Origin of the sequence: Streptomyces coerulescens (assembly GCF_042657965.1) — a bacterium.
Classification (GTDB): Bacteria; Actinomycetota; Actinomycetes; order Streptomycetales; family Streptomycetaceae; genus Streptomyces; species Streptomyces coerulescens.
In genome coordinates, this window is record NZ_JBHSKM010000004.1 from 372,080 (window position 1) to 378,660 (window position 6,581).

Genomic DNA, 6,581 nt, shown 5'->3' on the forward strand with positions numbered 1-6,581 from the left:
CGACGAGAGGGCAAGGTTCGTGAAATTCGCAGAATATGAGCGCGCCGTTGCTGAGACCGACATCCTGGACTCTGAGGATCTCGTCCTCCCCATGCTCGGCCTCGCCGGGGAGATCGGCAGCCTGGCGGCTCAGTACAAGAAAATCCAGCGAGACCACACAGGGTACCGTGCCTTCTCGGATGAAGTCCGAGAAGAACTCGGTGACCTGTTCTGGTACGCAACCGCTCTGGCTCGCCGCTGCAACCTGAGCCTGGAAGAAATACTCTCCGACAACGTGCGTAAAACACGAGAGCGGTTCCTGCGACCTGCGACTCCTCCTCCGCACCCACTCTTCGACGAAAATGTCTCCGCCGGTCAGCAGCTTCCGCGAAGCCTCGACATCACCTTTACTGACACCCTGGTCGAGGGTAAAGGAAAATTGCCAGTCCAGACGGTCCGGATCTATCGTGGCAATGAAGCCGTTGGTGATCCGCTGGACGACAACAGTGACGATGATGACAATTATCGCTATCACGACGTATTTCATCTCGCGCACATGGCCGTACTCGGTTGGTCGCCGGTCATGCGAAGTCTTCTGAAAATGAAACGCAATACCGATCGAGATGTCGATCGCATTCAGGACGGCGGTCGTGCGATTGCTGTGGAGGAGGGCATGACGGCCTACGTATTCTCCATGGCTCGGGCCCACACCTTCTTCAGTACTGCCGCTGCCGTACCGGCCGAGATCGTCAAGGCGTGCCAGGCGATGACAGCGCACCTAGAGGTGTCCCGCCGCTCGGCTCAGGATTGGGAATACGCCATTCTGGCCGGCTATCGCATGTTCGAGGAGCTCACGGCCAACAAGGGCGGAACCGTCCATCTGAACCTGCACGCCCGCACCATCACCTATAGCGGGCCGAGGTCGGGCGACGCAGACGACGAGTGAGCGGCGTACCTCACCAGGTGCTGGGAAATGATCTTGAGAGTCCCGGGAAACGATCTTGGCGCTTGCGGTCACCCTGCTGGTCAGCCCATTCCGTCGGTTCCCCACTCTCGAAGAGGCGGCATCGTAGACACGATGCCGCCTCTTCTGTTGTGTTCGCCACGTTGTGCTGTCCACCACCCTCGCGGCGGGGCGCTCTTGGCGCCGTGACCTGTGATGAAGCTCTCAGGTCACGGCACGGGCCGAGTGCCGGGTCGGCGGCTCAGCCCGCCGCGACGACCGTGGCGAGCGTCACGGCGGCGGGCAGGGCCTGGACGAAGAGGATGCGGCGGTTGGCGGTGGCCGCGCCGTAGACGCCGGCGACGACGATGCAGGACAGGAAGAAGATCTGGACCTGCTGCCCGGTCGGGTCGTCGGCGATCAGACCCCAGACCAGGCCCGCGGCCAGGAAGCCGTTGTAGAGGCCCTGGTTGGCGGCGAGCGGTGCGGTGGCACGGGCCAGCTCGGCATCGAAGCCGGACAGGCTGCGGCCCGGGCCGCGCTGCCACAGGAACATCTCCAGCACCAGGATGTAGGCGTGCAGCAGCGCCATGAGGGCGACGAGGACGACAGAGATCGCATGCATGCGGTGATTGTGCCGGGGGCTTGCGGCGTGGATTCTGCGGGGGCTCGACGGGTGCCTGGGGCTCGACGGGTGCTGGGGGCTCGACCGGTTGCCGGGGCTTGACTGGGTTGCCGGGAGCTTTACCGCGCTCGGCGGCTTGGCCGGGATGCCGAGGGCTCGACGGGTGCCGGTTGCTTGGCCGGGATGCCGAGGGCTCGACGGGTGCCGGTTGCTTGGCAGGGATGCCGAGGGCGCGACGGGTGCCGGTTGCTTGGCCGGGATGTCGAGGGCGCGACGGGTGCCGGTTGCTTGGCCGGGATGCCGAGGGCTCGACCGGGGGACGCCGGTGGCTCCCGGTGTTGTAGTGGGCGGTTCGTGAGGCGTGGTGGCCGTCCCGGTCGGCACGCGTGCGTGGAGCCCCCTGCGGTATTGGCGGGCTCCACGCGTGTGTGCGGCCGTCGACCGGCCGGCCGGCGTTACGCCGCGAGCTTCTGGGCCAGCTGCTTGGCCTTCGTGGCGGCCTCGTCGAGGGCGCGTTCACGGGAGGCCTCGAAGAGGGGGACCAGCTCCGCCATCTGCGGGTTGACCGGGGCCATCGTCAGCTCCGGCACGATGAAGTCGAGGTCGGCGCCGAGGAAGTCGGCCAGGATCGCCGACAGGTAGTTCTGCACGTACTCGTAGCCCTCGCGAGGGGTGCCCGGACCGTAGGCGCCGCCGCGGCTGGCGACGACGGTGACCGGGGTGCCCTTGACCGACTGGGTGTCGCCCGCGGTACGCCCCATCAGGACCACGTTGTCCAGGTAGGCCTTCAGGGTCGACGGGATCGTCAGGTTGTACATCGGGGCGCCGATCAGCACGGCGTCCGCGCTCTCCAGCTCCTCGATCAGCTTCACACGCTCGGCGAAGGCGGCCGCCTGCTCCGGGGTGTGCGTCGCCGGATCGGAGAAGCCGGCGGTGTGGGAGTGGGCGCTGATGTGCGGCACCGGCTGCGCGGCGAGATCGCGGTGGATCACCGTGCCCTCCGGGTGCTGCTCCTGCCAGGTTCGGCGGAAGGCGTCGGTGACGGCGCGGGAGGAGGAGGCCTCGGTCGAGAAGACCGAGGAGTCGATGTGCAGGAGCGTGGCCATGGGGGTCTCCAGGAAAGAAAGGAAAGGAACGGGAGCGGGCAGGGGGAGTCCGGGTACAGGACGTATCTGTCCGCAGGAACTGAAAGTTCGTACTCGACTATGGATAACACAGTCACTTACTTTTTTTCATCCCCGAACCTCAGGGCAGTACCCTGAAGGGCATGGCGGGTGAGCAGAGTCACGACGTGGCGCAGTGCAAGCGGGTCGACGAGGGCATCAACCGCGTCTTCCAGCTGCTCGGAAAGCGCTGGACCGGCCCGATCGTGTCCGTCCTGACCTCGGGCCCCGCCTACTTCGTCGCCCTGCGCCGGGCGATCCCCGGCATCAGCGAGCGCATGCTCTCCGACCGGCTCACCGAGCTCGCTGCGGCGGGACTCGTGGTGCGCGAGGTCTACGAGGGGCCGCCGCTGCGAGTGGTGTACCGGCTGACGGAGTCGGGCGCGGCACTGGAGCCCGCGCTGGCCGAGCTGGGCGAGTGGGCGAAGAAGTACCTGGGGGACGGGGAGCGGCCGGAGGGCTGCTGAGGGCTGGCCACAGGGCTGGTGAGGACCGACCACAGGGCTGTTGAGGACCCGACACCTGGACCCACCGCCTGCCCACCCTGGTTTTCCACAACCGCGGAGTTGTCCACAGGGTCTGACGCGTTCCGGCCACCGGTTGTAACGTCGGCACGAGTTGATGTTCGTGCGGGAGCGGGGGAGGCGGTCCGTATGACCGAGGTCGGTGCCGAGGCTGTGGCGGCGGAGGCGGCCGTGGCGGCGTCGGAGTCCGGGGAGCGCACATCCGCGTCGCGCCGGCTGCCCCGCGTGCGGGGATTCGCCGAGTGGCCCGGCGGCGGATCGCCGAAGGAGGAGGGCAAGGCGCTGCGCAAGCGGGTACCGCGCGCCGAGCACGCGGTGTTCGACCTGGACGCCTCCCGTCCCGGCGCCGTGGCCGCCGTCGAGGAGTCCAACCTCGGCCGGCTCACCGAGCTCACCCCGATCAGGGTGGGCAGGATGGCGGCGACGCCCTTCGCGTTCCTGCGCGGCTCGGCGGGCCTCATGGCCTACGACCTGGCCCGCACCCCCATGACCCGGATCCGCGCCCAGATCTGCGGCGACGCGCACGCGGCGAACTTCGGCCTGTACGGCGACGCACGCGGCGGCCTGGTCATCGACCTGAACGACTTCGACGAGACGTTGTACGGCCCCTGGGAGTGGGATCTCAAGCGGCTCGCCACCTCCCTGGTGCTCGCGGGCCGGGAGGCGGGCGCCGACGAGGACAAGTGCCGCAAGGCCGCGCACGACACCGTCGGTTCCTACCGGCGCACCATGCGCCTGCTGGCCAAGCTCCCGGTGCTGGACGCGTGGAACGCGATCGCGGACGAGGAACTGGTCTCCCACACCGACGCCCATGACCTGCTCGGCACGCTGGAGCGGGTGGCGGAGAAGGCGCGGGCCAACACCAGCGGGCGCTTCGCCGCGAAGTCGACGGAGCCGAACGAGGACGGCGGCCGCAGCTTCGTCGACGCTCCGCCGGTGCTGCGCCGGGTGCCGGACGAGGAGGCGGCGGCGGTCGCGGCATCACTGGAGAGCTACGTCACGACCCTCTCCGAGGACCGCCACCCGCTTCTCGCCCGGCACGCGGTGCACGACGTGGCGTTCCGCGTGGTCGGCACCGGCAGCGTGGGCACCCGCTCGTACGTGGTCCTGCTGCTGGACCACCGGGGCGAACCGCTGGTCCTCCAGGTGAAGGAGGCCCGCCCCTCGGCCCTGGTCCCGCACCTGGTGACGGCAGGCTTCGAGGCGCCGGACGCGGACCACGAGGGGCGGCGTGTGGTCCTCGGCCAAAAGCGCATGCAGGTCGTCAGCGACATCCTGCTGGGCTGGACGACGGTCGACGGACTCCCCTTCCAGGTGCGCCAGTTCCGCAACCGCAAGGGCAGCGTCGACCCGGCCGCGCTGGCCGCCGACCAGATAGACGACTACGCCCGGATGACCGGCGCTCTCCTGGCCCGCGCCCACTCGCACAGCGCCGACCCCCGTCTGATCTCGGGCTACTGCGGAAAGAACGAGGAACTGGACGAGTCGATCGCCAAGTTCGCCCTCACCTACGCCGACCGCACGGAAGCGGACCACGCCGAACTCGTGACGGCGGTGCGCGACGGGCGGATCGCGGCGGAGATGGGCGTCTGACGGACCTCACCGCCGAGAGAGCGGCCACCGGCCGGGTCGGCGCCTGCCTCGGTGGTGGCGGTGCCGGTCGTGGAGTCCATGGCAGCGTCGGCGGAGGAGCCGGCGCCGGTGCCGGGGGTGGCGTCAGGGGCGGTGCCGGCTGTGGAGTCGATGACGACGGCGGTGGCGGCGGTGGCGGTGTCCGCGGTGGCGGTGTCCGCGGCGGCGTCGGTGTTCGATCGGCCGGGCCCGGTGTGGCCTACGCTGGGCGGGTGATGACGCCGGAAGCTGAGCAGTCCCAGGCCGAGCCCGCTGGTGAGGGGGCGCCGGACGGTGCCGAGGTGCCCGTCGGCGGAGCCGAGCAGGGTGGTGAGGCGGGAGTGACGGCCGACGAGACGGCAGAAGTCGCCGACGAGACGGCAGACGTGGCCGAGGAGTCGGCGGAAGAACCGGCCGAGCGGCCCGAGGCGCGGCTTGAGCGGGCCGTGCGGGCCGCCGAGCAGGCGCTGATCGAGTACGAGATCGCGGTGGAGACCTTCCGGGTCGAGGTGGACAACTTCTCCCGGCTGCACCACCAGAAGCTCGGCCCGATGTACACCCGCCTCGACGAGCTGGACGCCAGGATCGCCGAGGCCGTCGCCGCCCGCACCGGCGACCCCGAGGACATCCGCAAGGCCGACGAGGCCCGCGCCCGGGTGATGCCGATGCCCGGCGTCGAGGAGCTGTTCCACGGCTGGATGGACGGCGACGGGCTGTTCCCGGAGGCCGCGGCGATGCTCACGGATCAGCCGGTACGGCCCCCGCAGCGGGTGCGGCCCAGCGACGAGGCCCGCAAGCTCTACCGCGAGCTGGCCCGCAAGGCCCACCCCGACCTCGCCCAGGAAGAGGGCGAGCGGGCCAGGCGCGAGGAGTTCATCACCCGCGTCAACGCCGCCTACGCCCGTGGGGACGAGGCGCTGCTGCGGGAGCTGGCCGAGGAGTGGGCCGCCGGACCCGCGCCCGAGGAGCAGGGCCCGACTCCCAGCGAGGAGCTCTACGCCCGCCTCGAATGGCTGGCCCAGCGCAAGGAGATGCTCACGCTGGTCGCCAAGGACCTGGAGGAGAGCGCGATCGGCGCGATGCTCCGTCTCGCCCCGGACGACCCCGACCGTCTCCTCGACGAGATCGCCGACCAGCTCCTGGCCCAGGTGGCGGCGAGGGAAGCGGAACTGGCGGCACTGCTCGGGTAGGGGGTACGGGAATCGCCCTCAAGGGGTGCGGGGAACTGCGCGACGAGCCACGACGAAGCCTGGACTCTCCCGACGGCCGCTCCATTCACCCTCCGTAGGAGCCCCCGACGCACCGGCACCCGTCAGGTAGCGTCGAAGTCATGAACTTCGGATCCCCCGTGCCCACTGTCGAGGTCAGCGACCTCAAGGACGACGACTTCCTCCTGGACGTCCGCGAGGACGACGAATGGCAGGCGGGCCACGCCGATGGGGCGCTGCACATCCCCATCAGCGAGTTCGTGGCCCGCTACGGCGAGCTGACCGAGGCCGCCCCGCAGGACGGCCGGGTCAACGTGATCTGCCGCTCCGGCGGCCGCTCCGCGCAGGTCGCGATGTACCTGGTCCAGCAGGGCATCGACGCCGTGAACGTCGACGGCGGCATGCAGGTGTGGGCGGCTGCCGGACGTCCCGTGGTGAACGACGACGGTCAGCCCGGGTACGTGCTCTAGGTGTACTCGGTCATGACTTTGGTGACAGTCGGGTGATCGGTGGCTGGCCGCCGAGCGC

Annotated in this window: 8 protein-coding genes; 6 read left to right on the forward strand and 2 right to left on the reverse strand. The window is 69.6% G+C overall.

Annotated features, from left to right (window positions below):
* The first annotated feature begins 19 nt into the window (after positions 1–19).
* Complete coding sequence (locus ACFPQ9_RS10140; RefSeq protein WP_380850024.1) at positions 20–925, forward strand: nucleoside triphosphate pyrophosphohydrolase family protein; 906 nt, start codon at positions 20–22, stop codon at positions 923–925.
* 259 nt (positions 926–1,184) lie between these two features.
* On the opposite strand, the gene ACFPQ9_RS10145 is transcribed toward ACFPQ9_RS10140, so the two are convergent.
* Entirely contained in the window at positions 1,185–1,547 is a 363-nt protein-coding gene (locus ACFPQ9_RS10145) for a DUF1304 domain-containing protein (protein WP_380850027.1), read from the reverse strand.
* A 455-nt stretch (positions 1,548–2,002) separates the two neighbouring features.
* On the reverse strand, positions 2,003–2,653 hold the full coding sequence (locus ACFPQ9_RS10150) for an FMN-dependent NADH-azoreductase (protein ID WP_380850030.1): 651 nt from the start codon (positions 2,651–2,653) through the stop codon (positions 2,003–2,005).
* A 161-nt stretch (positions 2,654–2,814) separates the two neighbouring features.
* On the opposite strand from ACFPQ9_RS10150, the gene ACFPQ9_RS10155 reads away from it, so the two are divergent.
* From ACFPQ9_RS10155 to ACFPQ9_RS10175, 5 genes are all read left to right on the forward strand, one after another.
* A complete protein-coding gene (locus ACFPQ9_RS10155) occupies positions 2,815–3,177 on the forward strand; it encodes a winged helix-turn-helix transcriptional regulator (RefSeq protein ID WP_030958574.1) in 363 nt (120 codons plus the stop codon).
* A 186-nt stretch (positions 3,178–3,363) separates the two neighbouring features.
* Complete coding sequence (locus ACFPQ9_RS10160) at positions 3,364–4,827, forward strand: DUF2252 domain-containing protein (protein ID WP_380850033.1); 1,464 nt, start codon at positions 3,364–3,366, stop codon at positions 4,825–4,827.
* Between the two features lie 78 nt (positions 4,828–4,905).
* Positions 4,906–5,082, forward strand: a complete 177-nt coding sequence (locus ACFPQ9_RS10165) for a hypothetical protein (RefSeq protein WP_380850036.1) — start codon at positions 4,906–4,908, stop codon at positions 5,080–5,082.
* Positions 5,079–6,035: a hypothetical protein gene (locus ACFPQ9_RS10170; RefSeq protein ID WP_380850039.1), complete on the forward strand. Its 957-nt coding sequence runs from the start codon at positions 5,079–5,081 to the stop codon at positions 6,033–6,035. The genes ACFPQ9_RS10165 and ACFPQ9_RS10170 overlap by 4 nt, the downstream gene beginning before the upstream one ends.
* 158 nt (positions 6,036–6,193) lie before the next feature.
* Complete coding sequence (locus tag ACFPQ9_RS10175) at positions 6,194–6,523, forward strand: rhodanese-like domain-containing protein (protein WP_380850090.1); 330 nt, start codon at positions 6,194–6,196, stop codon at positions 6,521–6,523.
* The last annotated feature ends 58 nt before the right edge of the window (positions 6,524–6,581 follow it).